The sequence below is a fragment of the Pseudotabrizicola algicola genome (assembly GCF_010915705.1).
Classification (GTDB): Bacteria; Pseudomonadota; Alphaproteobacteria; order Rhodobacterales; family Rhodobacteraceae; genus Pseudotabrizicola; species Pseudotabrizicola algicola.
In genome coordinates, this window is sequence record NZ_JAAIKE010000001.1 from 47,710 (window position 1) to 73,300 (window position 25,591).

Annotated in this window: 22 protein-coding genes; 12 read left to right on the plus strand and 10 right to left on the minus strand. The window is 64.4% G+C overall.

Going from position 1 to position 25,591, the window contains the following annotated elements:
• Positions 1 to 29: 29 nt before the first annotated feature.
• Both accC and accB read right to left on the minus strand, forming a co-directional pair.
• The gene (gene accC, locus G3572_RS00250; protein WP_164608677.1) at positions 30 to 1,376 is read right to left on the minus strand and encodes an acetyl-CoA carboxylase biotin carboxylase subunit; all 1,347 of its coding nucleotides are present in this window, start codon (positions 1,374 to 1,376) and stop codon (positions 30 to 32) included.
• 5 nt (positions 1,377 to 1,381) lie between these two features.
• A complete protein-coding gene (gene accB / locus G3572_RS00255) occupies positions 1,382 to 1,876 on the minus strand; it encodes an acetyl-CoA carboxylase biotin carboxyl carrier protein (RefSeq protein WP_164608678.1) in 495 nt (164 codons plus the stop codon).
• Positions 1,877 to 2,127: 251 nt separating this feature from the next.
• Between accB and G3572_RS00260 the strand changes: the two genes are divergently transcribed.
• Positions 2,128 to 3,444 (plus strand): NAD(P)-dependent oxidoreductase, encoded by a 1,317-nt coding sequence (locus tag G3572_RS00260; protein WP_164608679.1) that lies wholly within the window; start codon positions 2,128 to 2,130, stop codon positions 3,442 to 3,444.
• Positions 3,445 to 3,448: 4 nt separating this feature from the next.
• Positions 3,449 to 4,750, plus strand: a complete 1,302-nt coding sequence (gene preA, locus G3572_RS00265; RefSeq protein WP_164608680.1) for an NAD-dependent dihydropyrimidine dehydrogenase subunit PreA — start codon at positions 3,449 to 3,451, stop codon at positions 4,748 to 4,750.
• Positions 4,751 to 4,783: 33 nt separating this feature from the next.
• Here preA and G3572_RS00270 read toward each other — a convergent pair whose 3' ends face one another.
• A complete protein-coding gene (locus G3572_RS00270; protein WP_164608681.1) occupies positions 4,784 to 5,641 on the minus strand; it encodes a LysR family transcriptional regulator in 858 nt (285 codons plus the stop codon).
• Between the two features lie 116 nt (positions 5,642 to 5,757).
• Here G3572_RS00270 and G3572_RS00275 point away from each other — a divergent pair, with 116 nt between their 5' ends.
• From G3572_RS00275 to G3572_RS00290, 4 genes are all read left to right on the plus strand, one after another.
• Positions 5,758 to 8,199, plus strand: coding sequence for a GcvT family protein (locus G3572_RS00275; protein WP_164608682.1), 2,442 nt, complete (start codon positions 5,758 to 5,760; stop codon positions 8,197 to 8,199).
• A gap of 66 nt (positions 8,200 to 8,265) precedes the next feature.
• Positions 8,266 to 10,704: a GcvT family protein gene (locus G3572_RS00280; RefSeq protein WP_354003970.1), complete on the plus strand. Its 2,439-nt coding sequence runs from the start codon at positions 8,266 to 8,268 to the stop codon at positions 10,702 to 10,704.
• A 74-nt stretch (positions 10,705 to 10,778) separates the two neighbouring features.
• The gene (locus G3572_RS00285) at positions 10,779 to 12,344 is read left to right on the plus strand and encodes a trimethylamine methyltransferase family protein (RefSeq protein ID WP_164608684.1); all 1,566 of its coding nucleotides are present in this window, start codon (positions 10,779 to 10,781) and stop codon (positions 12,342 to 12,344) included.
• An 11-nt stretch (positions 12,345 to 12,355) separates the two neighbouring features.
• On the plus strand, positions 12,356 to 13,255 hold the full coding sequence (locus G3572_RS00290) for an NAD(P)-dependent oxidoreductase (protein ID WP_164608685.1): 900 nt from the start codon (positions 12,356 to 12,358) through the stop codon (positions 13,253 to 13,255).
• Positions 13,256 to 13,368: 113 nt separating this feature from the next.
• On the opposite strand, the gene G3572_RS00295 is transcribed toward G3572_RS00290, so the two are convergent.
• Positions 13,369 to 14,292 carry a PHP domain-containing protein gene (locus G3572_RS00295; protein WP_164608686.1) on the minus strand — a complete coding sequence of 308 codons (924 nt, stop codon included), beginning with the start codon at positions 14,290 to 14,292 and terminating at the stop codon, positions 13,369 to 13,371.
• Between the two features lie 67 nt (positions 14,293 to 14,359).
• Complete coding sequence (gene tyrS / locus G3572_RS00300) at positions 14,360 to 15,610, minus strand: tyrosine--tRNA ligase (RefSeq protein ID WP_164608687.1); 1,251 nt, start codon at positions 15,608 to 15,610, stop codon at positions 14,360 to 14,362.
• 56 nt (positions 15,611 to 15,666) lie between these two features.
• Here tyrS and G3572_RS00305 point away from each other — a divergent pair, with 56 nt between their 5' ends.
• Positions 15,667 to 16,761: an anhydro-N-acetylmuramic acid kinase gene (locus G3572_RS00305; protein WP_164608688.1), complete on the plus strand. Its 1,095-nt coding sequence runs from the start codon at positions 15,667 to 15,669 to the stop codon at positions 16,759 to 16,761.
• Positions 16,762 to 16,822: 61 nt separating this feature from the next.
• On the opposite strand, the gene G3572_RS00310 is transcribed toward G3572_RS00305, so the two are convergent.
• The 4 genes from G3572_RS00310 to glmU all read right to left on the minus strand — a co-directional run bounded on the left by G3572_RS00310 (position 16,823) and on the right by glmU (position 21,409).
• Positions 16,823 to 17,533: a DNA alkylation repair protein gene (locus tag G3572_RS00310; protein ID WP_164608689.1), complete on the minus strand. Its 711-nt coding sequence runs from the start codon at positions 17,531 to 17,533 to the stop codon at positions 16,823 to 16,825.
• Between the two features lie 49 nt (positions 17,534 to 17,582).
• The gene (locus G3572_RS00315) at positions 17,583 to 18,104 is read right to left on the minus strand and encodes a DUF3833 family protein (protein WP_164608690.1); all 522 of its coding nucleotides are present in this window, start codon (positions 18,102 to 18,104) and stop codon (positions 17,583 to 17,585) included.
• Positions 18,105 to 18,152: 48 nt separating this feature from the next.
• Complete coding sequence (glmS, locus tag G3572_RS00320; RefSeq protein WP_164608691.1) at positions 18,153 to 19,976, minus strand: glutamine--fructose-6-phosphate transaminase (isomerizing); 1,824 nt, start codon at positions 19,974 to 19,976, stop codon at positions 18,153 to 18,155.
• A gap of 89 nt (positions 19,977 to 20,065) precedes the next feature.
• A complete protein-coding gene (gene glmU, locus G3572_RS00325) occupies positions 20,066 to 21,409 on the minus strand; it encodes a bifunctional UDP-N-acetylglucosamine diphosphorylase/glucosamine-1-phosphate N-acetyltransferase GlmU (protein ID WP_164608692.1) in 1,344 nt (447 codons plus the stop codon).
• 86 nt (positions 21,410 to 21,495) lie between these two features.
• Between glmU and G3572_RS00330 the strand changes: the two genes are divergently transcribed.
• Positions 21,496 to 22,155 carry an HAD family hydrolase gene (locus G3572_RS00330; RefSeq protein WP_164608693.1) on the plus strand — a complete coding sequence of 220 codons (660 nt, stop codon included), beginning with the start codon at positions 21,496 to 21,498 and terminating at the stop codon, positions 22,153 to 22,155.
• On the opposite strand, the gene G3572_RS00335 is transcribed toward G3572_RS00330, so the two are convergent.
• Positions 22,152 to 22,502: a hypothetical protein gene (locus G3572_RS00335; protein ID WP_164608694.1), complete on the minus strand. Its 351-nt coding sequence runs from the start codon at positions 22,500 to 22,502 to the stop codon at positions 22,152 to 22,154. The genes G3572_RS00330 and G3572_RS00335 overlap by 4 nt on opposite strands.
• A gap of 83 nt (positions 22,503 to 22,585) precedes the next feature.
• On the opposite strand from G3572_RS00335, the gene G3572_RS00340 reads away from it, so the two are divergent.
• From G3572_RS00340 to G3572_RS00355, 4 genes are all read left to right on the plus strand, one after another.
• On the plus strand, positions 22,586 to 23,827 hold the full coding sequence (locus G3572_RS00340) for a DegT/DnrJ/EryC1/StrS family aminotransferase (protein ID WP_240335367.1): 1,242 nt from the start codon (positions 22,586 to 22,588) through the stop codon (positions 23,825 to 23,827).
• A gap of 248 nt (positions 23,828 to 24,075) precedes the next feature.
• Positions 24,076 to 24,441, plus strand: a complete 366-nt coding sequence (locus tag G3572_RS00345) for an NADH-quinone oxidoreductase subunit A (protein WP_164608695.1) — start codon at positions 24,076 to 24,078, stop codon at positions 24,439 to 24,441.
• The gene (locus tag G3572_RS00350; protein WP_164608696.1) at positions 24,441 to 24,965 is read left to right on the plus strand and encodes a NuoB/complex I 20 kDa subunit family protein; all 525 of its coding nucleotides are present in this window, start codon (positions 24,441 to 24,443) and stop codon (positions 24,963 to 24,965) included. Before G3572_RS00345 ends, G3572_RS00350 begins: the two co-directional genes overlap by 1 nt.
• Before the next feature lie 10 nt (positions 24,966 to 24,975).
• Positions 24,976 to 25,581, plus strand: coding sequence for an NADH-quinone oxidoreductase subunit C (locus G3572_RS00355; RefSeq protein ID WP_164608697.1), 606 nt, complete (start codon positions 24,976 to 24,978; stop codon positions 25,579 to 25,581).
• The last annotated feature ends 10 nt before the right edge of the window (positions 25,582 to 25,591 follow it).

Below are 25,591 nucleotides of genomic sequence, written 5' to 3' on the forward strand. Positions count from 1 at the left end.
CGGGGGGCAAGGATGCCCCCCGCAAGCGTTCAGCCAAATTGTGCGGCCAGCCATTTTTCCAGCCAGTGGATGTTATAGTCACCCGACTGGATGTCCGGCTCGTTCAGAAGCGCATCAAACAGCGGGACGGTGGTTTCAACACCGTCGATGATCAACTCTCCCAATGCGCGGCGCAGGCGGGCCAGCGCCTCGGGCCGGTCGCGGCCATGCACGATCAGCTTGCCGATCAGGCTGTCGTAGTAGGGAGGGATCGAATAGCCCGAATAGAGCGCGCTATCCATCCGCACGCCAAAGCCGCCAGGTGCGTGGAACATCTGCACCTTGCCGGGGCACGGGGAAAAGTTCGGCAACTTTTCCGCGTTGATCCGCACCTCGATGGCGTGGCCGTTGATCTCCAGATCCTCTTGCCCGAAAGACATCGGCAGACCGGAGGCGACGCGGATCTGTTCGCGCACCAGATCGACGCCGAAGATGTATTCGGTCACGGGGTGTTCGACCTGAAGGCGGGTGTTCATCTCGATGAAGTAGAACTTGCCGTCTTCATAGAGAAACTCGATGGTGCCCGCGCCGATGTAATTGATCTTGGCGACGGCATCGGCACAGATCTTGCCGATTTCGGCGCGCATCTTGGGAGTGATTGACGGGCCGGGGGCCTCTTCGAACACCTTCTGGTGGCGGCGCTGCAAGGAACAGTCCCGCTCGCCCAGATGCACAGCCTTGCCCTTGCCATCGCCAAAGACCTGAATCTCGATATGGCGCGGCTTTTGCAGGTACTTCTCGATGTAGACTTCATCGTTGCCGAAGGCGTTCTTGGCCTCGGAACGGGCGGTCCGGAAGGCGATTTCCAGTTCGGCGGCATTCTTTGCCACCTTCATGCCGCGCCCGCCACCGCCTGCCGTGGCCTTGATGATGACCGGAAAGCCGATGCTTTCGGCCACGCCGATCGCCGTTTCAAAATCGGACACACCGCCATCCGACCCCGGCACGACAGGGATTCCCAGATCCTTGGCGGTGACCTTGGCGGTGATCTTGTCGCCCATGATGCGGATATGTTCTGCATTGGGGCCGATGAAGGTCAGCCCGTGGTCTTGCAGCGCCTGTGCAAAGCTGGCGTTTTCCGACAGGAAACCATAACCCGGATGCACCGCCTGTGCGCCGGTGATCTCGCAGGCCGAGATGATCGCGGCCTTGTTCAGATAGCTTTCCGAACTGGGCGCGGGGCCGATGCAGATCGATTCATCAGCCATGCGCACATGCATGGCATCGGCATCGGCGGTGGAATGGACGGCGACCGATTTGATCCCCATCTCGCGGCAGGCGCGGATCACGCGCAGCGCGATTTCCCCCCGGTTGGCGATCAGGATTTTTTCAAACATCGGCGTCACTCGATGATCAGCAGCGGTGCGCCGAATTCAACGGGCGTGCCGTCCTCGACCATGATGCGCTTGACGGTGCCAGAACGCGGGGCTGGGATGTGGTTCATCGTCTTCATCGCCTCGATGATCAGCACGGTCTGACCTTCGGCGACGCTGGCGCCCACGGTGATGAAGGGCGTCGCGCCCGGTTCGGCGGCCAGATAGCAGGTGCCGACCATCGGCGAGGTGACGGCGCCCGGATGCTGGGCCGGGTCGTCATTGCCTGCGGGCGCCGCTGCCGGTGCCGGTGCCGCGCTGGGGGCCGGGGCCTGCGCATAGACAGGGGCGGGGGCCGCCGCCTGCGTGGTGACGATATTCGCCTGTTTCACAACCCGCACTTCGAGGCTGTCATCTTCGCCGTATTCGCGTTTGACGCTCAATTCGGTGAGTTCGTTCTTGTTCAAAAGCTCTGCAAGGGCCGAGATAAAGGCCACATCTGCGTCGGGGGAATGTTTGCTCATGCCGTCCTCTGGTTGGCTTATTTGCCAGTTGGTGACCGTTCTCCCTTGGCGCAAGGGCCGGGTATCGGGGCTGACCGCTTATAGCTTGCGTTTTCCCGCGAGAAAAGCACCCATTCCGCTGTGCAATTTTTGGGCAGGTCTTGGGGCAGTTTCCGAAATTTTGTGGCGGAGTAAAATTTACCGTTTGATAAAAAAACGGACCTGTGCCAGCGTTTTCCTAAAGATCACAAAAATCAGGGAGACCATCGCCGATGACTCACAGCCCGCTGACGCCCGGCATTGTGTCCGGCCGCCTGCCAGCCGACAGGATCGCTGCGAACTTTGCCGATCACACCCCGCCGCTGGATGCGCATGAAGCGCATGTTGCCGCAGACCGGTGTTACTTCTGCCATGATGCGCCTTGCATCACCGCTTGCCCGACCAGCATCGACATTCCGCTGTTCATCCGCCAGATCGCAACCGGCACGCCAGAGGCGGCGGCCACGACGATCTGGACGCAGAACATCCTTGGCGGCATGTGCGCCCGCGTCTGCCCCACCGAGACGCTTTGCGAAGAGGCTTGCGTGCGGGAAGTGGCGGAAGGCAAGCCGGTTGAGATCGGGCGCTTGCAACGTTTTGCCACCGACACGGCCATGGCCAAGGGCCTGCATCCCTTTGCCCGCGCAGCCAGCACCGGAAAAACCGTGGCGGTGGTCGGGGCGGGGCCTGCGGGCCTGTCCTGTGCGCACCGTCTTGCGATGCACGGGCATGACGTGGTGGTCTACGAGCGCCGCGCCAAGGCGGGGGGCCTGAACGAATACGGTATCGCCAGCTACAAATCGACGGGCGATTTCGCGCAAAAAGAGGTGGAGTGGCTGCTGCGGATCGGCGGCATCACGGTGCAGACCGGAGTGGAACTGGGCCGCGATGTGACGCTGGACGCGCTGCTTGCCCGCCATGACGCGGTGTTTCTGGGCATCGGTCTTGGCGGTGTCAATGCGCTGCGTGCCGAAGGTGAAGACCGCGCGGGCGTGGCCAATGCGGTGGATTTCATCGCCGATCTGCGCCAGACGGCAGACCTGACGAAGCTGCCCGTTGGCCGCGACGTGGTGGTGATCGGCGGCGGCATGACGGCGGTGGATGCCGCCGTGCAAAGCAAGTTGCTGGGCGCCGAGAATGTCACCATCGTCTATCGCCGCGGACAAGAGAAGATGTCGGCCTCTGGCTATGAGCAGGAGCACGCCACCAGCGCGGGCGTGCGCATCATCTGCAACGCTGCGCCTGTCGCCGTGCATGGCAATGGCGCGGTGCGCGAAGTGGAATTCGGCTATATGGCCGACACGCCCGAAGGGCTGAAAGCAACCGGCGAGACGTTCCGGCTGAAGGCGGATCAGGTGTTCAAGGCGATCGGGCAAACTTTGGCAGGCGCGCCCGAGGGTGCCGTGCTGGAGGGCGGCAAGATCGCGGCCTTGCCCGCGCGGGTCTGGGCGGGCGGTGACTGCACCGCGGGCGGCGAAGACCTGACAGTGACGGCGGTGGCGCAGGGGCGCGACGCGGCCGAACAGATCAACATTTTCCTGAGGGGGTAAGCAGATGGCCAACCTGACAACCGACTTTATCGGCATCAAATCCCCCAATCCGTTCTGGCTCGCATCCGCGCCACCCACGGACAAGGAATACAACGTGCGCCGCGCCTTCGAGGCAGGCTGGGGCGGGGTCGTGTGGAAAACCCTCGGGTCCGAAGGGCCGCCGGTGGTGAACGTCAACGGCCCGCGCTATGGCGCGATCTGGGGCGCGGACCGCCGCCTGCTGGGGCTGAACAACATCGAACTCATCACCGACCGCCCTCTGGAGGTGAACCTGCGCGAGATCAAGTCGGTCAAGCGCGATTACAAGGACCGCGCGCTCATCATCTCGCTGATGGTGCCTTGTGACGAGGACTCGTGGAAAGACATTCTGCACCGGATCGAGGATACCGAGGCGGATGGGGTAGAGCTGAACTTTGGCTGCCCGCATGGCATGGCCGAACGCGGCATGGGCTCTGCCGTGGGGCAGGTGCCGGAATACATCGAGATGGTCACACGCTGGGTGAAAAAGCACAGCCGTATGCCCTGTATCGTCAAGTTGACGCCGAATATCAGTGACATCCGCAAACCTGCCGAAGCTGCCAAGCGGGGCGGGGCGGATGCGGTCTCGCTCATCAACACCATCAACTCGATCACCTCCGTCAATCTCGACACCTTCAGCCCCGAGCCGATGATCGATGGCAAGGGCACCCACGGCGGTTATTGCGGGCCGGCGGTCAAGCCGATCGCGCTGAACATGGTCGCCGAGATTGCCCGCAGCCCCGACACGCACGGCCTGCCGATTTCCGGTATCGGCGGGGTGACGACATGGCGCGATGCGGCAGAGTTCATGGCGCTTGGCGCGGGCAATGTGCAGGTCTGCACGGCGGCCATGACCTATGGCTTCAAGATCGTGCAGGAAATGATCTCGGGCCTGTCGCAATACATGGATGAGAAGGGTTTCACCTCGACCGCCGATCTGGTGGGCCGCGCGGTGCCGAACGTGACCGACTGGCAGTATCTGAACCTGAACTATGTGACCAAGGCCCACATCGATCAGGACGCCTGCATCAAATGCGGGCGCTGCTATGCGGCTTGCGAGGACACCAGCCATCAGGCCATCGCGATGAAACCGGGCCGCGTGTTCGAGGTGATGGATGACGAATGCGTCGCCTGCAATCTCTGCGTCAACGTCTGCCCCGTGGACAGCTGCATCACGATGGTCGAATTGCCCAAGGGTGCCGTGGACCCGCGCACCCAGACAACCGTGGGTGACTATGCGAACTGGACCACGCATCCGAACAACCCGAGCGTTCAGGCCGCAGAATAAGGCGTGGACAGTCCCGCCTAACCCGAAACAGCATTACCGCGCGCCGGGGGTCATCCTGCGGCGCGCGGCTTGTGTCAGGCGTTTGTGTGTGGTGCCTGTCCGGTTGCGCAGATGCATGGCGGCATAGACAGGTTGACGGATCACGGGGGCATCGGCGACCATCTGGTATCCGCCTGCCGCGACCAGAGAGCGGGCCTGCGTTTCCAGCACATAACCTGCACCGCCCATCTGCGCCAAAAGCAGCGCCACCGCGCTGCTTTGCCCCACTGACAAGGGGGTTGCCGAAAGGTGCGGCAAAAGCTGGCGATGCGCGGCCTCGAAGGCGGGCGAGAAATTGGCGCAGACATAGGTTTCCGGCGCAAGGCTTGCCAGCGTCTCGGCCGTGGTCGAGATCAGGCGGTAAGGCAGTTCGGCCAGCGTCTCGAAATACAGGTCCGGCTGCGGCTTGGGTGTGAACAGCAGTGCGAAATCCAGGGCTCCGGTCACGAGATCGGCGCACATCTGCGTCGAGTAATCCGGTTCGATATACAGGGCCGCCTGCGGCAGCAACGCGCGGAAATCTGCAACGAGGGCACCGAGATGCGCCGGCGCCAGATCATTCTGCACCCCGATCCGCAGTGTCATCGCCGCCGTGCCGCTGGCGAGGACGGCCCGCCGCGCCATCGTCCATTCCTGCCGCAACAGACGCGCATGGGGCTCGAACTTCAGCCCCTCGGTCGTCAGTTGCGCACCGGCGCGCGAGCGGGTGAACAGCCGTGCGCCGACAGCCTGTTCCAGCGCCACCAGCCGCGCCGAGACGGTGGATTGCGTGAGGCCCATGCGCTCTGCCGTGCGGTTGAAGCTGCGGGTTTCGATCAGGTCCAGAAAAGTATCGATCTGGTCCATCTGCATGTGAACAGCCTCCGCCGTGCCCTGATCGGTTTTTTCGATTGATAGCCCCCTCCCTGCCGAATTGAAAGCCAGTTCGCACGGGCGGATAGTGCGGCAAAAGCAGGGGAGTCCGGGGCATGGCAGCACTGCCTTCAAGCGCGCGCGTGGTGATCATCGGGGGCGGTGCCGTGGGGGCCTCCTCGCTCTACCATCTGGCGTTGGCGGGCTGGACGGATTGCGTTCTGCTTGAAAAGAACGAGTTGACGGCGGGCAGCACTTGGCATGCGGCGGGCAATGTGCCGACCTTTTCGTCAAGCTGGTCGATCATGAACATGCAGCGCTATTCGGCCAGCCTGTATCGGGGCCTTGGCGAGGCTGTGGGCTATCCGATGAACTACAACGTGACCGGCTCGGTCCGGCTGGGCCATACGGCGGAGCGGCTGCTGGAATTCAAGCGCGTGGTCGGCATGGGCCGCTCGCAAGGCATGGCGCTCGATATCCTGTCGCCGGAGGAGATCCGCAGCCGCTATCCTTTTGCCGAGACGCATGACCTGACCGGCGCGCTTTACGATCCCTATGACGGTGACATCGATCCGGCGCAGTTGACGCAGGCGCTTGCCAAGGGTGCGCGTGATCTGGGCGCGCATGTGGAGCGGTTCTGCCCGGTCACCGCCGCGCGCTGGACCGGGGCCGAATGGGTGCTGACCACGCCGAAGGGCGAGATCCGCGCCGAATACGTCGTCAATGCGGGCGGCTATTACGCCGCGCAGGTGGGCCGCATGTTTGGCCGCCGCGTGCCGATGATGGTGATGAGCCATCAATACATGCTGTTCGACACAATCCCCGAACTCGACGCTTGGACGCGGGAGGTGGGCCACAAGCTGCCGCTGCTGCGGGATGTGGATTCGAGCTATTACCTGCGGCAGGAAAAGATGGGCTTCAACCTTGGCCCTTATGAAAACCCCTGTCGCGCGCATTGGGCGACGCCGGACGACCCGATGCCGGATGACTTCAGCTTTCAGCTCTTCCCCGATGATCTGGAGCGGCTGGAGTTCCAGATCACCGATGCGATGGCGCGCGTGCCACTGTTGGCGCAGGCCAGTCTGCAAAAGGTGATCAACGGGCCGATCCCCTATACGCCGGATGGCAATCCGCTGATCGGGCCGATGCCGGGGGTGCCGAACGCCTTCGAGGCGACGGTGTTCACCTTTGGCATCTGTCAGGCCGGGGGGGCGGGCAAGGTGCTGGCCGAATGGGTGACGGAAGGCGCGACCGAATGGGACATGTGGTCGTGCGACCCGCGCCGCTTCACCGGCTGGGAGGATCACGATTACTGCGTGAAGAAAGGGATGGAGGTCTATGGCCATGAATATGCCATCCATTTCCCGCATCACGTCTGGTCTGCGGGGCGGATGAAGCGCTTGTCTGCCGTGCATGACCGCACCGCCGCCCTTGGCGCGCAGTTCGGCCCCTATAACGGCTGGGAGCGCGCGCTGTGGTATGCAGAGCCCGGCGATGACACATCCGAGGCGGCGCAGCGCACATGGGCGCGCGGCGGGCCTTGGGCGCGGGCGGTCAAGGCGGAATGCGAGGCGGTGCGCGATGCCTGCGGCATCCTCGATCTGCCGGGATTTTCGCGCTTTGTCGTCAAGGGGCCACAGGTCGCCGACTGGCTGGCGCGCCAGATCACCGGCAAGGTGCCGGGGGTGGGGCGGCTGGGGCTGGCCTATTTCGCCGATGAAAAGGGGCGGATCGTTACCGAAATGAGCGTGGCGCGGCTGGCCGAGGACGAGCTGCTGTTGATCACCGCCGCCACCGCGCAGGAGCATGACAAGGCATGGTTGCTGCGCCATCTGGAAGATGGGCTTGCCCTCGCCGACGAAAGCGATCGGTGGAGCACGCAGATCGTGACGGGGCCAAAGGCGCGGGACGTGCTGGGCGCGGTGTGCGACGGCGATCTTTCGCGGCCGTGGCTGACATGGCAGCACGCACGGATCGCGGGGGCCGAGGTGCTGCTGATGCGGGTCAGTTTTGCGGGCGAACTCGGGTGGGAAGTCCATTCACGCGTGGCGGATACGCCCGCCGTCTGGGATGCGATCTGGGCGGTGGGGCAGGGGCAGGGTTTGCGCCCCTTTGGCATGTTTGCGTTGAACGCGTTGCGGATCGAAAAGGGCTATCGGGCGTGGAAGGGCGATCTTTCTACCGATTACACTGTTCTGCAGGGCGGGCTGGAGCGCTTTGTCGATTGGGGCAAACCCGAGTTTCGCGGACGCGCGGCGCTGCTGGCGGAACGGCAGGCTGGCGTGACCAAGCGATTTGTAACGCTGGCGATCGAGGCGGGGGATACGGACCCGCCCTACATGTCCACGATCTGGCACGAGGGGCGGGCGGTGGGCGAGGTGACTTCCGCTGCATGGGGGCACCGTGTGGGCGTCTGCCTTGGGCTTGGGATGCTGCGGGCCGATCTGGCCGTGGCGGGGACTGCGGTGGAGGTCGAGGTGTTCGGGGAACGCCGCGCGGCGCAGGTGCTGGCCGATGCGCCGGTGTGGGATGCGAAAAACGAGCGGTTGCGCGGCTGACGGGGCGGACCGGGGGCCAGCCCCCGGACCCCCGGGATATTTGGGGACAGAAAATGAGGCGGAGTGGTGGCTGAGATTCCAACCAAGGCGCGGGCGGTCATTATCGGGGGCGGTATTTCGGGATGCTCTGTCGCCTATCATCTGGCCAAGGCCGGGTGGACGGATGTGGTGCTTCTGGAGCGCAAGCGGCTGACCTCGGGGACGACATGGCATGCGGCGGGGCTGATCGGGCAGTTGCGCGGCAGTGCCAACATGACGCGGCTCGCACGGTATTCGGCAGGGCTCTACGTGGGACTGGAGGCCGAGACGGGCATCGCCACGGGGATGCGGCAGGTCGGATCGATCTCGGTCGCGCTGAAGGCGGACCGGATGGAGGAATTGCGGCGGCAGGCAACGCTGGCGCGGATTTTCGATGTGGAAGTGCAGGAGGTCTCGCCCGCCGAGATCAAGGCGATGTATCCCCATCTGAATGTGTCGGATGCGGTGGGCGGGGTGCACCTGCCGCTGGATGGCCAATGCGACCCGGCCAATATCGCGATGGCGCTGGCCAAGGGCGCGCGGATGCGCGGCGCGGTGATTGCCGAGGGCGTGCGGGTGACGCGCGTGACGCAGGCCGCAGGCCAGGTGACCGGAGTCGATTATGAAAGCGCGGAAGGGCCCGGGCATATCGCGGCAGATGTGGTGATCAACTGCGGCGGCATGTGGGGGCGTGATCTGGCGGCGCAGAACGGCGTGACCCTGCCGCTGCATGCCTGCGAGCATTTCTATCTGGTGACCGAGCCGATCGAGGGCTTGGGTCATTTGCCGGTGCTGCGGGTGCCGGATGAATGTGCCTATTACAAATCGGATGCGGGCAAGATGATGCTGGGGGCCTTCGAGCCGAAGGCAAAGCCCTGGGGGATGGGGGGCATCCGCGCCGATTTCGAGTTCGATACGCTGCCCGAGGATTGGGACCATTTCCAGCCGATCCTCGAGGCGGCGATGGAGCGGATGCCTTTGTTCCAGAGCGCTGGCATCCATACATTCTTCAACGGGCCGGAGAGTTTCACCCCGGATGATCGCTATTATCTTGGCCCCACGCCCGAACTGGGCGGCTACTGGGTGGCGGCGGGGTATAACTCCATCGGGATTGCCTCGTCCGGTGGCGCAGGCATGGCCCTTGCGCAATGGATCACCGAAGGGGAGCCTCCGTTCGATCTGTGGGAGGTGGATATCCGCCGCGCGCAGCCGTTCCAGAAGAACCGCCGCTACCTCAAGGAGCGGGTGAGCGAGACGCTGGGGCTGCTCTATGCCGATCACTATCCCTATCGGCAGATGGGGACGAGCCGGGGCGTGCGGCGCAGCCCGCTCCATGCGGCGCTGGCCGCACGGGGGGCGGTGTTTGGCGAGGTCGCGGGCTGGGAGCGGGCGAACTGGTTTGCGATGCCGGGCCAGACGGCAGAATACCGTTATGGCTGGGGACGCGCGAACTGGTTCGACAACCACCGCGCCGAGCATATGGCGGTGCGGACGGGTGTGGGCCTGTTCGACATGACCAGTTTTGGCAAGATCCGGGTCGAGGGGCGCGATGCCTGCGCCTTCCTGAACCGGGTCTGCTCGGCCCAGATGGATGTGGCGGCGGGGCGCATCGTCTATACCATGATGCTGAACGCGCGAGGCGGGATCGAGGCGGATCTGACTGTCACGCGGTTGAGCGAGACGGAATATCTGCTGGTGGTGCCGGGCGCGACACTGACACGCAATCTGGCCTGGCTGCGGGCGCATCTGGGCGACGATTTCGCGGTGGTCACGGATGTGAGCGCGGGGGAGGCGGTTCTGTGCCTGATGGGCCCGCTCGCGCGCGAGGTGATGGCGCGGGTGAGTCCGCAGGATTTCTCGAATGGCGGGCATCCGTTCGGCCAGGCACGGGAGATCGAGATCGGCATGGGCCTCGCCCGCGCGCATCGGGTGTCCTATGTGGGCGAACTTGGCTGGGAGCTTTATGTGCCGACCGATCAGGCGGCCCATGTCTTCGAGATATTGCTCGAAGCCGCGCCCGAGATGCGGCTGTGCGGCCTGCACGCGCTGGACAGTTGCCGGATCGAGCAGGCCTATCGGCACTGGGGTCATGACATCACCGACGAGGATCATGTGCTGGAGGCAGGGCTTGGGTTTACCGTCAGCCGCAAGAAAACCGGATTCATCGGGCGCGAGGCTGTGCTGCGCCGCGAGGAGGCGGGGCTGTCGCGGCGTCTGGTGCAGTTTCTGGTGCGTGACCCCGAGGCGATGATCTTTCACAACGAGGCGATCGTTCGCGACGGGCGTATCGTGGGTCCGGTCACCAGCGGGAACTATGGCCATGCGCTGGGCGGGGCTGTGGGGCTTGGCTACGTTCCGTGCGCCGGGCAGAGCGAGGCCGAGGTGCTGGGTTCGGCCTATGAGATCGAGATTGCAGGGCGGCGCTACCGGGCAGAGGCGAGCCTGCTGCCGATGTATGATCCGGCTTCTGGGCGGATGCGCCTGTGACCAGCGCCGGGGGGCTGTCTGCCCCCCGGACCCCCCGAGGATATTTGGAAACAGATGAAGGCAAAGGCGTTGCGATGACTGATCTGGAAGCTGATCTGGGCGAAGTTTGCGAGCCTGCGCGGGCGCGGAGGTCTGGCGGGCGGGGGGCGAGGGTGGCCTTGCGGGCGGCCCCGCTGTCGGAGGAGATGCGGCCTGTCCGGCCCGGGATGCGGGGCGGGCAGTACCGGCCGCTGACCGAGGCGGGGGTTGCGCGCATCCATCAGGCTGCCTTGCAGGCGCTGGAGGAAATCGGGCTTTCGCAGGCGCCGCCCTCAGGTGTTGAGGTGATGACGGCTGCGGGCGCGGTGCTGGGAAGCGACGGTCGCCTGCGCTTTCCGCGCGCGCTGGTCGAGGACATGCTGGCGGTGGCGGCGCGCGATATCACGCTTTTTGCCCGCGATCCGCGCCATGATCTGCATCTGACGGGGACGCGGGTGCATTTCGGCACGGCGGGCGCGGCGGTGCATATCGTGGACCCGTTCACGCTGGAATACCGCGACTCGACCGCGCAGGATCTTTATGACGCCGCCCGCCTGGTGGACAATCTGGACAACATCCACTTCTACCAGCGCACGATGGTGTGCCGCGATGTGACAGACAACCGCGACATGGATCTGAACACGCTTTACGGCAGCCTTGCGGGCACCGTGAAACATGTAGGCACCTCGTTCAGTGATCCGTCGCATGTGGCCGATTGTTTTGATCTGATCTACATGGTGGCGGGCGGCGAGGAGAAATGGCTGGATCGGCCTTTTGTCAGCAATTCCAATTGCTTCGTGGTGCCGCCCATGAAGTTTGCCGAAGAGTCCTGCATCACGATGGAGGCTTGCATCCGCCGGGGCATGCCGATGCTGCTTCTGTCGGCGGGGCAGGCGGGAGCCACGGCGCCGGCGCCCATTGCGCTGACCATCGTGCAGGCGGTCGCGGAATGTCTGGCCGGCGTGGTCTATGCCAATGCGATCAAGCCCGGCGCGCCCTGCATCTTTGGCACATGGCCCTTTGTCAGTGATTTGCGCACCGGAGCGATGTCGGGGGGCAGCGCCGAGCAGGCGCTGCTGACAGCGGGCTGCGCGCAGATGCACCAGTTCTACGGCCTGCCGGGCGGGGCTGCGAGCGGCATATCCGACAGCAAATTGCCCGACATGCAGGCCGGATGGGAACAGGGGATCACCAATGTGCTGGCGGGCCTGTCGGGGTTGAACATGTGTTACGAGGCCGTGGGGATGCATGCCAGTCTGCTGGGCTTTTGCCTTGAAAGTCTGGTGCTGGGCGATGACCTGCTGGGTCAGGCGATGCGCTGCGTGCGCGGCATAGATGTGACCGAGGACAGCACCAGCATCGAGGCGATGAAAGAGGTCTGTCTGGGCGGGCCGGGGCATTACCTCGGGTCAGACCAGACGCTGCGGCTGATGCAGACCGAATACACCTATCCCGTCGTTGGCAACCGCATGAGTCCCAAGGAATGGAACGAGGCGGGCAAGCCGCTGCTGCTGGAAAAGGCGCTTGAGCGGAAGAACGCGATTCTGGCCAAGGCGGGGTCACGGATCGACCCGCAGATCGATGCGGCAATCCGCGCCAGATACGCGATCCATTTCCGGTGAAGGGGCAGGACATGACAATCGGTTACATCGGTCTGGGCAATCTGGGCGGGCATCTGGCGGCAAGCCTCATCCGCGCGGGGTTTTCGGTTGTGGTGCATGACCGCGATCCCAGCTTGGCCGAGCGCCATCGGGCCATGGGGGCGGGCGTGGCAAGCAGTCCGGCGGAACTGGCGGGCCGGGTTGACCATGTGTTCACCTGCCTTCCGTCACCGGCCGTTTCGGAGGCGGTTCTGGCAGAGGTGCTGACGGCGGCGCGTCCCGGCCTCACATGGGTGGAGAACTCGACGCTCGGACGCGATGACGTGTTGCGACTGGCCGCCCTTGCGCAAAAGGCCGGGGTGCGGATGCTGGAGGCTCCGGTAACCGGCGGGGTGCATCTGGCGGCGCGCGGCGAGATCACGGTGCTGGCAGGGGGCGATGCGGACCTGCTGGATCACCACCGCGCCGCGCTGATAGCGATTGGCAACCGCCTGTTTCACATGGGTCCGCTTGGCTCTGCCGCCGTGATCAAGGTGATCACCAATATGCTCGCCTTCATCCATCTGGTGGCCGATGGCGAGGCGCTTATGCTGGCCAAACGCGGCGGGCTTGATCTCAAGACCGCGTGGGAGGCGATTGCGGCCTCGTCAGGCAGCAGTTTCGTGCATGAAACCGAAGGCCAGCTGATCCTGAACGGCAGTTATGACATCGCCTTCACCATGGATTTGGCGCTCAAGGATCTGGGCTTTGCCATGGGCTTCGGGCAGGAGTTCGGTGTGCCGCTCGATCTGGCGGGGCAGACGATGCAAACCTTTGTCAAGGGCCGCGCGGCCTATGGCGGGGCCGCGCAGTCCACGCAGATCGTCAAGCTGCTGGAGGATGCGCTGGGCACCGACCTGCGCGCCGAAGGCTTTCCTGCGCGGCTGGAGTAGCAGGCGGACGCTGCCACCGCGCCGCTTCCTCCGGAGCAATTTCAGGAGGTGCAAGCGCAGCGGGTTTGCACCTTCCTTAAACATTCGCGCCGGAGGCGTCCGGCGGTGCCGCCTCAGCGCCAGATGGGATTTGACCAAGCTCTCTTGCCGGCGGCGTCTATCAGCGTGACGCGCAACCACGGGCTGTTGCCAAAGCGGGTCAGCTCCATCGAGGACGTGGTCATCGAATGGCCATGCACGGCGCGGGCGGCGGTGCCCTGACCCTGCACGATCATTGCGGCAACAGCGGAGTGGTCGACTTCGATCCGGTCGTCAAACAGGCGGATGTCGCGCAGGTCTGGGCCTTGGCTTGAATAGAACTCGCCTGCCTTGAGTGCAGCGAGCAAGGACCCGGGCGTGTTTTCCGTCGACTTGACCATGACCCAGCCGCCGAAGTGGTCGGGTTCGTAGAAATGCGCGTCATCCGTGGCCACCATCGTCAGGCGCCGCCCTTCGCTCAGCAACAGGTCGGCGATGGCAAAACCGTCGGGTCGGTCGCAGCCGTTCGCGCAGCCGTGGTTGTAGACTTCCACCGCATGCGCGGCGGTGACGCTGCGGGCGTCGGCCAGCGTGAGACCAGACCATTGCGGGTGGGCGATGGCGACGAAGGCCCCCGCTGCCACGGCGCGGGCGGCAAGCTCTGCCGCAGTTTCCTGCCCCGGTTTGGCATGGAAATCCGGGCTGTCCGAGTGTGCGAAATCGGCGGGCAGGCCTACGGCCAGAATGTGCCAAAGCTCGCCGTTTGCCATTGCGCCGGAATGCAGTTCCGCCCCCAGAAGGGTGGTGAAACCCTCCTGCCGATAGGGCAGCGTATCGACGATGGGATAGCCGTAGACGCCGATGAAGTGATCTGTCAGCGCCAGAAAGTCATACCCTTCGTCCCGATAGCGGCGGCAAACCTCCTCGGGGGAGAGCACACCGTCGGACCGCGTGGAATGGGTGTGCAGATTGCCGCGCCAGAAGCGGCCGGGGGCGGTGAAGGCGGTGGGGCGGTGCATGCTGCGTCCTGCAATGACAAAGGCCCCGGAAGGCTATCCGGGGCCTGTGATGCATTCAAGGCGGCGCTTAGCCCAAGGTCACCAGAGCGTGACGTTTCTTTCCGGCGGTCAGCTTCAGCGGTTCGGCCAGATCACCCGCGCCATAGCGCAGCCCGCTGTCGGTCACGATGTCATCATTCACCCGCGCGCCGCCTTCCGCGATCAGCCGCTTGGCATCCTTGCCGCTGGCCGACAATCCGGCACGGACGAAAAGCTGCACGATGCCGATGCCCTCCGATACTTCTTCGGGCGACAGGGTGACGGTGGGCAGATCGTCCCCGATGCCGCCCTTCTCGAACACCTCGCGCGCGGTGGCTTCGGCGGCCTGCGCAGCTTCGGCCCCGTGCAGAAGCGTGGTCACCTCATTGGCGAGGATGATCTTGGCGGCGTTGATCTCGGACCCTTGCAGCGCGCCGAGGCGGTCACATTCCTCGATCGGCAGTTCGGTAAACAGCTTGAGGAAGCGGCCCACATCGGCATCGGTCGAATTGCGCCAGAACTGCCAGAATTCGTAGGGCGAGAGCATCGCGCCATTGAGCCAGACCGCGCCATTGGCCGACTTGCCCATCTTGCGCCCGTCGGATGTCGTCAAGAGCGGCGTTGTCAGGCCGTAAACCTCATGATCCACCACACGGCGCGTCAGGTCCACACCGTTGACGATATTGCCCCATTGATCGGACCCGCCCATTTGCAACAGGCAACCATAGCGGCGGTTGAGCTCGAGGAAATCGTAGGCTTGCAAGATCATGTAATTGAATTCGAGGAAGGACAGCGATTGCTCGCGATCCAGCCGGGATTTCACGGAGTCAAAGGACAGCATCCGGTTGACGCTGAAATGCCGCCCGATGTCGCGCAGGAATTCAAGGTAGTTCAGATGGTCGAGCCATTCGGCGTTGTTGAGCATGATGGCATCGGTTTCCCCGTCACCATAGGCGAGGTAGCGGGCGAACACCTGTTTCATTCCGGAGATGTTCTCGTCGATCTTTTCCGGCGTGAGCAAGGGCCGTTCTTCGGCACGGAAGGACGGATCGCCCACCTTTGTGGTGCCACCCCCCATCAGGGTGATCGGCTTGTGCCCGCACTTCTGCAACCAGCGCAGGACCATGATGTTCAGAAGGTGGCCGACATGCAGCGAGGCCGCCGTGGCATCATAGCCGATATAGGCTGGCACGACTCCCTTCAGAAACGCCTCGTCCAGCGCCTGATAATCCGTGCAATCGGCCAGGAAGCCACGGGTCATCATCACGCGCATGAAGTCTGATTTCGGATGGTAGGTCATTGCGTCCTCGTGTCATACTTGCGGGCGGTATAGCGGTGTGGGGGGCGCAAGGGAAGATGCGAGCTTCGGAGGCGATCTGGGCTTTGGGCGCGATGTCTGGCACCTCGCTTGACGGGGTGGATGCGGCAATGGTGATGACCGATGGCTACAGCCTGTCAGGCTTTGGCCCCGACGCCTATCGCCCCTACAGCGCGGACGAGCGCGCGGTGATCCGCCGCGCCTTTGGGCTCTGGCCCGGAGATGAGGGCGTAGAGGCCGCGGCAGAAGTGGTCGAGGCTGCCCATGCCGAGGTGCTGTCGCGGTTTTCGGGTGTCGATGTGGTTGGTTTTCATGGCCAGACTCTGGCGCATGATCCGCGCGGGCGCGGCACGCATCAGGCGGGCAATGGCGCGCTGCTTGCCGAAGTGCTGGGTGTTCCGGTGGTCTGGGATTTCCGGAGCACCGATGTGCGGATGGGCGGGCAGGGCGCGCCGCTGGCCCCGTTCTTCCACCATGCCTGCGCGCGCTTTGCCGGGTTGGAGCATCCGGTGGCCTTTCTCAACCTCGGCGGTGTGGGCAATCTGACATGGGTTGACCCGCGCGTGACCCGCCCCGAGGCCGCAGGTGCTTTGCTGGCCTTTGACACGGGGCCTGCCAATGCGCCGCTCAATGATCTGATGCTGGAACGGCGCGGCGCGGCGCACGATGAAGGCGGGGCCTTGGCACTGGCGGGCACCGTGGACGAGGGGGTGGTAAGCGGCTTTCTGGCGCATGCCTATTTCCACAAGATGCCACCCAAATCTCTGGACCGAAACGACTTTCCGGCCCTGCTGCCTGCGGTGGCAAATCTGGGCGATGCCGATGCCGCCGCCACATTGGTCGCCTGCGCAGCCGCCGCCGTCGCGCGCGGGGCCGAGCATTTTCCACAGCCCGTGGGACGGGTGCTGGTCTGCGGGGGCGGGCGGCACAACGGCGCGATGATGGCGGCGCTGTCGGCCCGCATGGGCGCGCCGGTCGAGCCGGTGGAGGCGATCGGGTTGAATGGCGACATGCTCGAGGCGCAGGCCTTTGCCTACCTCGCCGTAAGGGTCATGCGCGGACTGCCCACCAGCGCCCCCGCAACCACGGGGGTTGCAGCGGCAGTGGGCGGCGGCCAGATCAGCCGACCCTGATCGCGCGGCGATCCGACGGGCAAGCGCCTATGCGGCGCGCGGTGGCAGCTGCGCCGGGCGGCTAGTCGTCACCCAGCGGCAGTTCGGGCAGGCGGCGCGCGGCCTCCTTGCGGGCAAAGCTCTTGAGGCCCAGACCGGGGCCATCCATGAATTCGGCGGCGCGCGCAGGGTCATGTTTGGCCAGCGTATCGATCCAGTCTGCAATCGCTTTCTGGATGAACCAGTTGCGGTCGGAGACCATATGCTCTGCCCAGATCAGTCCGGTTTCGCGGATATCGTATTCCCTGTCTTTCAGGTTGTTCATCTTGGCGAAGGGCAGCAGCATCTGCAGGGCCGCGCGCCGCGCCCAGAGATTTTCGCTTCCCACCCAAGGCTCGAGATCGCCGATACGGTCAGGCTCTGCCACCACGCGCTTTTGCCCCGCGGTGGTGACCAGATCGGCCAAGGCCCAGACATCCAGTTCTTCGACCCACATGCAGATCACCGTCCAGGCGCGGGCATCCGGGCGGATGCGCGCCTGCGTCAGCAACTTGGCGGCGGCGACGCGGGCATCGTGCACATTGGTGTTCCACAGGCCTTCGGCCAGCGACACCCGGCCTTCGACCGACAGGTCGGCGCGCCATTCGGCGACCAATGCGTCGATTTGCGCCGGCGTCAGGCCAAGATAGCGGCGGCCGGACTCCTCGGGCGCCTTGTGATAGGCGGCGGCTTCGGCGGCGCGGGCGGGGTCGGCCTGAGCCTCCAGCAGTTCAAGGGCCTGGTAGGGGGTCATAGAACCGCACCCGAAGTTTCGTCTTTCACCATCAACCCCTTTGTCCGCGTCAGCCGCGTATTTCGAACCGCACAGACCCTACCGGAAAACCCGCCCGGGAGACAACCGCATCATTTACGATCACCCCGTCGTCACGCAGATAGATCACATCCGCAAAGCCGAGCCGGGTGACGCCCGAGGGGGATCTGAAATCGGCGGTGTAGGTCAGGCGCACCTCGCCGTTTTCTTCGACGACGCTGGCCGTCCCCACTGTATCTTCGCGCCGTCCGGTCCACAGGCCGGGCCCGCTGCGGTCAAACACCCATGTGAGCCGGTCGGTCTGGCCGTCGTCATAGACAAAATCCTCGACCACCGTCAGCCTTTGCCCGCCGCGTGACAGCCGGCCATCCAGCCGCGCATCGAAGCGGCGCTCATCCCCCGTCAGCCAGACGCGGAAGACGCCCTGACCGCGCTTTTGCCCGACAAAGGCGGCGTCGAGCGTTACGGGCCGGGTGGCCACGGTGGGCGAGGCTGGAACAGAGGCGCAACCGCCAAGGGCGGCGGCGCCAATGAGAAAGGATCGGCGGTGCATGACACTCTCCGTAGCGGGGTTTTGTCCTGCGCCGTCAGATAGGCCGCATCACTCCACAGTCACGGATTTCGCCAGATTGCGCGGCTGGTCCACATCGGTGCCTTTGGCAATGGCGGTGTGATAGGCCAGAAGCTGCGCCGGAACAGCGTAGAGGATCGGCGCAAAGATCGTATTGGCAACGGGCATCGCCAGCTTTGCCCAGACGCCGCCGCCCGCCTCGGCCAGTCCCGCCGCATCCGAAATCAGAAGCACCTTGCCATGCCGCGCCATCACCTCTTGCATGTTCGATACGGTCTTGTCGAACAGGGCGTCACGCGGTGCCAGAACGATCACCGGAACGCTGGCGTCGATCAGGGCGATGGGGCCGTGCTTGAGTTCGCCCGAAGCGTAACCTTCGGCATGTATGTAGCTGATTTCCTTGAGTTTCAGCGCGCCTTCCAGCGCCATCGGATACATGGGGCCACGCCCCAGAAACAGCACGTCCTGCGCCCGTGCCAGCTCTTCTGCCAGCTTGGCGATCTCGGCCGACAGGCCAAGCGCGTGGTTCATCAGGCCGGGAAGCGCGTGCAGCGCCTCGAGGTGGGCTGCAAGGCCTGCGCTGTCCAGCCGCCCGCGGTCGAGGCCCGCCTTGAGCGCCATCACCGCCAGCACCATCAGCTGCGAGGTGAAAGCCTTGGTCGAAGCGACCCCCACTTCGACACCCGCCATGATCGGCAGCGTCAGGTCGGATTCGCGCGCGATGGACGAGGTGGGCACGTTCACCACCGACACAACCTTTGCCACCTGCTCGCGCGCATGGCGCAGCGCGGCAAGGGTATCTGCCGTCTCGCCGGACTGGCTGACGAAAATCGCCCATTGCGCGGGCGAAAGGGGCGGTTCGCGATAGCGGAACTCCGAGGCGATATCGATGTCGCAGGGCAGGCCGGCGATGCTTTCGAACCAGTATTTCGCCACATGGCAGGCATAGGATGCGGTGCCGCAAGCGACCAGAACGACACGGTCGACCCCTGTGAAATCGACGGCGGGCGGCAGGTGCAGGGCGGGGTTTGCCCCGCCCGTGGTGTAGTGGCGCAGCCCGTCGGCCAGCACCACCGGCTGCTCGGCGATTTCCTTGGCCATGAAATGCTTGTAGCCCGCCTTTTCGATCCGCGCCGCATCCAGCGGAATGCGGGCCTCGGCGCGGTTCGCGCGGCGATCCTCGGCATCGAAAATCTCGGCTCCTGCCCGCGTGATGACCGCCCAGTCGCCTTCTTCCAGATAGGTCACGCGGTCGGTCATCGGGGCGAGGGCAATGGCATCGGAGCCGACGAACATCTCGCCTGTTCCGTGTCCGATCGCCAAGGGGCTGCCCTTGCGTGCGGCGACCAGCAGGTCCGCCTCGCCATCGAACAGGAAGCACAGCGCAAAGGCCCCGTGAAGCCGCTTGAGCGTCTGGCGCGCGGCATCGACCGGGCCTGCGCCGCCATCCATCGCCTGCTGCACCAGCAGCGCGACGGTTTCGGTATCGGTCTGGCTTTCCTGCGCGTAGCCTGCGGCGGCGAGTTCCTCGCGCAATTCGCGGAAATTCTCGATGATGCCGTTATGAACCACGGCGACAGGACCGGCCTTGTGCGGATGGGCATTGACGACAGTTGCTGCCCCGTGCGTCGCCCAGCGGGTGTGGCCGATGCCCGCCTTGCCCGGCAGCGGGTCATGCACCAAGAGGTCCGACAGATTGACGAGTTTTCCAACGGCCCGCCGCCGGTCCAGCCGCCCTGCGTTTACCGTTGCGATGCCCGCAGAGTCATAGCCGCGATATTCCAGACGCTTGAGCGCCTCGACCAGCAGGGGGGCAACTTCATGATTGCCCAGAACGCCAACAATGCCACACATGGAACAGGTCCTTTTGAGTTCGGGGGCAGAAAAGCGGGGGTTTTGCACCCCCGCACCCCCGCAGGATATTTAGGAACAGATGAAAAAGGTCACTTGCGGCTGGCCTTGAGCTTCAGCAGGTGCTCGCGCAGGCGGGTGGCAAGGCCGGGTTTGTTGACCTGGCGGGCGCGCGCAAGTGCGATCGCTTCGGCCGGCACGTCCTCGGTGATGACCGACCCGGAAGCAGTGAGCGCGTTGTCCCCCACAGTGACCGGTGCGACCAGCATGGTGTCGGAGCCGATGAAGGCGTTCTTGCCGATGCGGGTGCGGTGTTTCATCACGCCGTCATAATTGCAGGTGACAGTGCCCGCGCCGATGTTGGTGAATTCGCCCACATCGGCATCGCCGATATAGGTCAGGTGGCCGACTTTCACGCCTTCGTCCAGAATGGCGTTCTTGATCTCGACGAAATTGCCGACATGCACATCTTCGGCAAGCTCGGCACCCGGACGCAGGCGGGCGAAGGGGCCGACGGTGGCGCCGCGGCTGATGTGGCAGCCTTCCAGATGGCAGAACCCCTTGATCTCGGCGCCGGATTCCACCGTGACGCCGGGACCGAAGATCACGCAGGGGCCGATGATGGAATCGCGCCCCACCACCGTATCCAGACCGAAGAAAACCGTTTCCGGTGCGGTCAGGGTGACGCCGTTCTCAAGCGCTTCGGCGCGCGCGCGGGTTTGAAAGGCGCGTTCCGCCTCGGCCAGTTGCGTGCGGGTGTTGACGCCAAGAGTTTCATCTTCGGGGCAGATCACCACACCTGCCGACAGGCCGCGCTTGCGCGCCAGTTCCGGAAGGTCGGTCAGATAGTATTCTCCGGCAGCATTGGCATTGCCGACCTCGGCCACAAGGCTGAACATCAGTTTGGCATCGGCGCAGATCACGCCGGAATTGCACAGGGTCAGCGCGCGTTCTTCTTCCGAGGCATCCTTGTATTCGACGATCTTGAGCAGGCTGTCGCCATCGGTCACCAGACGCCCGTAGCGCCCCGGATCGGCAGCGTGAAACCCGAGCACCACAACCGCATGCCGGGCGCGGGCGGCCTGCATGGCTTCCAGTGTTTCGGGCCGCACGAGGGGGGTATCGCCATAGAGGACGATCACATCACCCGTGGCATCGGCCAGCAGGGGGGCTGCCTGGGCAACCGCATGGGCGGTTCCCTTCTGTTCGGCCTGCACCACGGTCAGGGCGTCTTCGTCGAAGGCCAGCGCAGCCCGCGTCACCGCTTCGGAACCATGTCCCGTCACCACCACGACCCGTTCCGGCCCGAGGCTGCGTCCGGCCTGCATGGCGTGGTGCAACAGGGGGCTGCCTGCCAGAAGGTGCAGCACCTTGGGCAGGTCGGAGTTCATCCGCGTGCCTTGCCCTGCTGCCAGAATGACCAAAGATACCGGCATGCTGCCCCTTTCCATCTTGTCGCCCCCGTTTTACTTAAGGCGCATCGGGCCGCAAGAGCCGTGTTCCTCACGCAAGGTTACAATCGATGCGCACCGTGGTTTTCGATCTGGACGGCACCCTCGCAGACACCAGCGCCGATCTTCTGGCGGCGGCAAATGCCTGTTTTCGCGGGCTGGGGCACGGCGATCTGCTCGGGCCGGGCGATGCGCTGACCGCGTTTCACGGCGGGCGGGCGATGCTGCGACTGGGGTTTTCGCGTCTCGGGCAGGCGGATGACACCTTGATCGACGCGCAGTATCCCGTGCTGCTGGAGGCTTATGGCGCCGCCATTGCGGTGCACACGCGGCTTTATCCCGGCGTGGTCGAGGCTGTGGAAGCGCTGCGGCGTGACGGGTTTGCGGTCGCGATCTGCACGAACAAGCCTGAAGCTCTTGCGGAGGAGCTGACGTTGCGGCTGGGCATCCGGGGCCTGTTCGGCGCGCTGATCGGGGCGGATACCCTGCCAACCCGCAAGCCCGATGCCGCGCCCTATATCGCGGCGGTGGAGCAGGCGGGGGGCACACTTGGCCGCTCCTTCCTGCTCGGGGATACCGAAACGGACCGCAAGACAGGCATAGCCGCGGGGGTGCCGGTCGCATTGGTCACCTTTGGCCCCGAGGGGCGCGGCGTAGAGCGGCTGCAGCCCGACGCGCTGCTCGATCATTTCGACGATCTGCCGCAGCTTGCCGCGCGCCTTTTGCCCTAGCGGGTTTCGATAAAGGCGCGGCGGCACCAGCGCGCGGTTTCGCTGTATTCGCGCGCCAGTTGCGCCGGGGTGCGGGTGGACATGATCCAGTCAAACCGCTGCACCATCGCGCGCCTGCGCTGGTCTTCGCTGACAGGCACCTGATCGAGCATCACCAATGCGGCGCGCTGCGCGTTGTCACGGGCGTTGCGCGAAATCTCGCCCATGTCGAACAATTCGGTCGAGACGATGAAAAGCATCGCCGCGCAATGCAGCGCTTGCGCGGGGCGACCTTCGATAACGAGATCCGCCTGTGCCGGAGTGGCAAGCATGGCCGCCAGAAGGGCAGCGGCGCGAAGGTGGCGCATGGGGGTGTTCCTTTTTTCTGTGGTTCACCGTGCCACAGTGCGGCGGCCGCGCCAACCCATTGACGATGGGCGCGTTGCGCCGCATGTTCGCAGCTATGGAGAAGTTCACCGGAAGTTTCACCCAGCAAGAGTCGATCCCCGAATCCGGGATCGCGGCAGCGGTGGATATTCTGCGCAGCGGCCGATTGCACAGGTATAACACTGCCGGGGACGAGATCGCGCAAACCCCCATGCTGGAAGAGGAATTCGCGGCCTTTACCGGAGCGCGCTATTGCCTTGCGCTGGCGTCCGGGGGCTATGCGCTGGCCACTGCCTTGCGCGCGCTTCAGGTGTGTCAGGGCGCGCCTGTCTTGACGAATGCGTTCACGCTGGCTCCGGTGCCGGGGGCGATCGCCAGCATGGGCGCGCGGCCTGTCTTCATTGAAACGACGCCTGACCTCACCATCGATTTCGGGCATCTGGAGGTGATGGCGCGGGCGACCGGCGCGCGGGTTCTGATGCTGTCGCATATGCGCGGGCACATCTGCGATATGGATCGCCTGATGGCGCTGTGCGACGGGCTTGGCGTGCGGGTGGTGGAAGATTGCGCTCATACGATGGGGGCGTCGTGGAACGGTGTGCCATCGGGGCGGCATGGCGTGATCGGCTGCTATTCGACCCAGACCTACAAGCATATCAACTCGGGCGAGGGGGGCTTGCTGGTTACCGATGATGCAGGGCTTGCGGCACGCGCGATTCTGCTGTCGGGCAGCTATATGCTCTACTCGCGCCACCGTGCTGCGCCGCCCCCGGAGGTGTTTCAGGCGCTGCGTTTGGATGTGCCGAACGTGTCGGGACGGATGGACAATCTGCGCGCCGCCATCTTGCGCCCGCAGATCGCGCTTCTTGAAGAGCGGGCAGAGCGGTGGAATACCCTTTACCGCACGCTGGAGACGGGGCTGGCGCAGACGAACGGTCTGCGGCTGATCCCGCGGCCCGAGGCAGAGCGCTACGTTGCGTCAAGCTTTCAATTCACTCTGCCGGGGTGGGAGCCTGAACGCGTGGCGGCGCTGATCGCGCGTTGCGCCGCGCGCGGGGTCGAATTGAAATGGTTCGGCGCGCCCGATCCGGTTGCCTTTACCAGCCGGTACGAGCATTGGCGCTATGCGATGCCCACTCCTCTGCCGCAAACCGATGCCGTGCTGGCGGGATTGATCGACATGCGGCTTCCACTGACCTTTACGCCCGAAGACGCGGCGATGATCGCGCGCATCATCCGCGCCGAGGTGGCGGCAGTGGCGCAGGGCGAGGTTGGCCCTGCGGCGGCGCTTTTGATGGGTGACTGAAGGCGGGGCCAGGGCGGGGTTTCTGGCCTGTCCTCCGATTCTGGTGCCGCGCTGCAGCATGCGCGGGGCGCCGCAAGTCCGGACCGGCGTATTCTTTTGCGGCTGCGACGAAATTCAGCATATATCGCCGGGTGTTTTCGGTGCCCACTCCGTTGACCCCGATGGGGGAGCAGAGTAAACGGGTGGCCAAGAGTGCAAGCGGGTCGCCAGCATCCGCAGCTCGCAGTCGCCAGCCGAAGGAGCATCTCGTGGACATACTTCTCCGAGAGTATTTTCCTATAATCGTCCTACTCGCACTCGCGATCGGTCTGGGGCTTGTGCTGCTCCTTGCGGCCGCAGTGATTGCGGTGCGCAATCCCGACCCGGAAAAAGTGTCGGCCTATGAATGCGGCTTCAACGCATTCGACGATGCGCGGATGAAGTTTGACGTGCGGTTTTACCTCGTGTCGATCCTGTTCATCATCTTCGACCTCGAGGTTGCGTTTCTGTTCCCGTGGGCGGTCGCCTTCAGCGAGATCAGCATGACCGCCTTCTGGTCGATGATGGTTTTCCTCGGTGTGCTGACAGTGGGCTTTGCCTATGAATGGAAGAAGGGGGCCTTGGAATGGGAGTGATGGCAGGAGCCAACACGGCGGGCGGCGACATGGAGGTTGCCACCCAAGCCCTGAACCGCGAGTTGCAGGACAAGGGGTTTCTGCTGACCTCGACCGAGGACATCATCAACTGGGCGCGGATCGGGTCGCTGCACTGGATGACTTTCGGTCTGGCCTGCTGCGCTGTCGAGATGATGCACACCTCGATGCCGCGCTATGACGTGGAGCGCTTTGGCGTCGCGCCGCGCGCCAGCCCGCGCCAGTCGGATGTGATGATCGTTGCAGGCACGCTGACCAACAAGATGGCCCCGGCCCTGCGCAAGGTCTATGACCAGATGCCCGAGCCGCGCTATGTGATTTCGATGGGCTCCTGCGCCAATGGCGGGGGCTATTACCACTACAGCTATTCGGTGGTGCGCGGCTGTGACCGGATCGTTCCGGTCGATATCTATGTGCCGGGATGCCCGCCCACTGCCGAGGCGTTGCTCTACGGCATTTTGCAGTTGCAGCGGAAAATCCGCCGCACCGGCACCCTGACCCGCTGAGGAGGAAACCATGTCCGAAGCGTTGCAAGAGCTTGCCGCCCACATCGAACTGCGCCGGCCGAATGATGTGCTGGCGTCGCATATCGCCTTTGGCGAGCTGACACTCGAGGTCGTGGCCAGCCATATCGCCGACTTCAGCGATTTCCTGCGGGTGGATGCCGCCTGCCGGTTCTCGTCGCTGGTCGACATCACCGCCGTGGATCACCCCGCGCGCGAGCGTCGGTTCGATGTGGTCTATCACTTCCTGTCGATGTACCAGAACCACCGCATCCGCGTGAAAGTCACCGTGGGCGAAGAGGACATGGTGCCGTCGCTGGTCGAGGTGCACCCGAGCGCGAACTGGTTTGAACGCGAAGTGTTCGACATGTTCGGCATCCTGTTCTCGGGCCATCCGGACCTGCGCCGCATCCTGACCGATTACGGCTTTCGCGGGCATCCGCTGCGCAAGGACTTCCCGACCACCGGCTATACCGAGGTGCGGTATGACGAAGGCCAGAAGCGCGTGGTCTATGAGCCGGTAAAACTGGTGCAGGAATACCGGCAGTTCGATTTCATGTCGCCGTGGGAAGGTGCGCAATATGTGCTGCCCGGTGACGACAAGGCGGGGGCAAAGTAAATGGCCCGCG